The 1,771-nt window shown below is 32.9% G+C and carries 2 protein-coding genes; both read left to right on the top strand.

Annotated elements, in window-relative coordinates; genetic code table 11:
- Positions 1-271: 271 nt before the first annotated feature.
- Positions 272-772, top strand: a complete 501-nt coding sequence (locus HNP81_RS23550; RefSeq protein WP_182504186.1) for a DUF3986 family protein — start codon at positions 272-274, stop codon at positions 770-772.
- Between the two features lie 301 nt (positions 773-1,073).
- On the top strand, positions 1,074-1,658 hold the full coding sequence (locus HNP81_RS23545; protein ID WP_182504185.1) for a hypothetical protein: 585 nt from the start codon (positions 1,074-1,076) through the stop codon (positions 1,656-1,658).
- Positions 1,659-1,771 lie beyond the last annotated feature (113 nt).

The following is a 1,771-nucleotide window of genomic DNA, read 5'->3' as shown; positions in this document are numbered from 1 at the left end:
CCCAGCCGTAGAATCAGTATTGACGGTTCTAAACCATTTTCATTCTCTGTGGTGAAGCGCTGATTTTTGCGCTTCATGGATGGCTAACGGGTGCGATAGCGCCATAAAAAGGCTGCCAAATGACGGCCTTTGGAATTATGAATTTATCTAAAATCATACATTCAGAAAAAACTTCTTCAACTAACGGAGCAAGTTAGCTGAAGAAGTTTAGGCGCGACGTACTATAATTTTTATTATGAAAATTATAGAATTATTGGAAAGGGGGTTGTATATGAAGCTTAATTATAAAATTTTTTTACCCAATCACCTTAAGGTATATTTGGAATTAAGAGATGTAATTATTAATTGGAGTAAAATACAGAATAACTCTGGTTTTGAAGAGTTTACAACGATAGATAATAATGGGGTAGAAAAAGGGTACGTTATTACTTTAGGGTTAGTTAAAGAATCATTCGAAGAGTTGAAACAGAAAATATTTACCGAATTTTCGTTAGATTTATCAGATGGGGTGATTATTGACTACAAACATTATCACATAAGTCGTTTAAACGATAATTATGAAGTTCTACACGAAGCCACAGCATTTCAGATAGATGAAGATGTTTGGGAAGTTTACTATACAGATGGAGTATTTTCTGATCTACCAGAGGTATATAAAGGTACTTTACTAGATGAGGGCATTTTTATATTTAAGTTAGAAATTAGTAATAGTAAGGATCCTATGGATATGCTAGAACTTAATTTTGATAAGTGGATTGAACGGCAAAAATAGAATTTCTTATTCAATTATTGGGTGCTTATGTGAAAGAAGAATTTGCATAAAACACCCCTTTTTTATACAGCTACCAGGCTTCTTCAGAAGCCGAAATTGTTGATTCATCAACATTGTATAAAATCATGTATAACCAATAAAAACGGACGATTCGGAACTTCCGATAGTTGACTTAATGTTAACTAGATTTGTATAAAGGATGCATTCAATCCTTTGGGATCTTCTTCAACTAAAGTGACAGGTTACTGAATAAGAAAAATGATTTAATATAGGTGTATGGCGGAATTTTAGGAGTGGGATTATGAAGTTTCAATATAATCTTAACGGGAGTGGATGGGCAGAAGGATTTATTGAAGTAAACTCTCAAAGATGTGAATTTAATCCAAGTTATTTAACCAATGCACTAGGTGATCTATTGGATAGTTTAGTTGAGTTATTAACATATGAACCTAATCCAAAAAAAAAGATATTTAATACGGTATTTTTTGACTGGAATGAGGAACCAACCGGTTTAGAATGGGTACTTACTCGTTTAGAAGACGAAAAGGTGTCATTATTTATTAAGTCTTTTGATGACATTGATTTAAAAAAAGATGAACAAGGCACTGTTGTTATAAATACAATTTGTACCCTTTCAGAATTAATTACTGAAATCACTAAAGAAGTTGATAATCTGCTAACAAAGCACGGCATAGTAGGTTACCGTGAAACGTGGGAAATGCACGATTTTCCTTTAAGTAGCTATTTAAAATTAAAACACTTTCTCAATGGCGACACACAATTCCAGGTGAAATATATCCCAGGGGAACAAAAGGGATATGGAGGATATCACAAAAGTGATTTAAATTTTGAATTGTCATTAATAATAGGGAAACCAAAAACTTAATCCTTGGTGCTTTAATTCAACAAGCAGCTAAAAGGATCTTCCAACTGTTATTATCCCCTTATAGTAGACAGTAAAAAGAAAGGATTGTACTGTCTTCTATGGAGGGGATTTTT

It is taken from the genome of Peribacillus huizhouensis, assembly GCF_014138605.1.
Lineage (GTDB): Bacteria > Bacillota > Bacilli > Bacillales > DSM-1321 > Peribacillus > Peribacillus huizhouensis.
Note: the sequence above shows the minus strand (reverse complement) of the source record. Positions and strands in the feature narration are given on the sequence as shown.

Excerpts from the sequence above, each read along its gene's own strand:
- HNP81_RS23550 (WP_182504186.1), top strand. The coding sequence starts at position 272 with ATGAAGCTTAATTATAAAATTTTTTTACCCAATCACCTTAAGGTATAT.
- HNP81_RS23545 (WP_182504185.1), top strand. The coding sequence starts at position 1,074 with ATGAAGTTTCAATATAATCTTAACGGGAGTGGATGGGCAGAAGGATTT.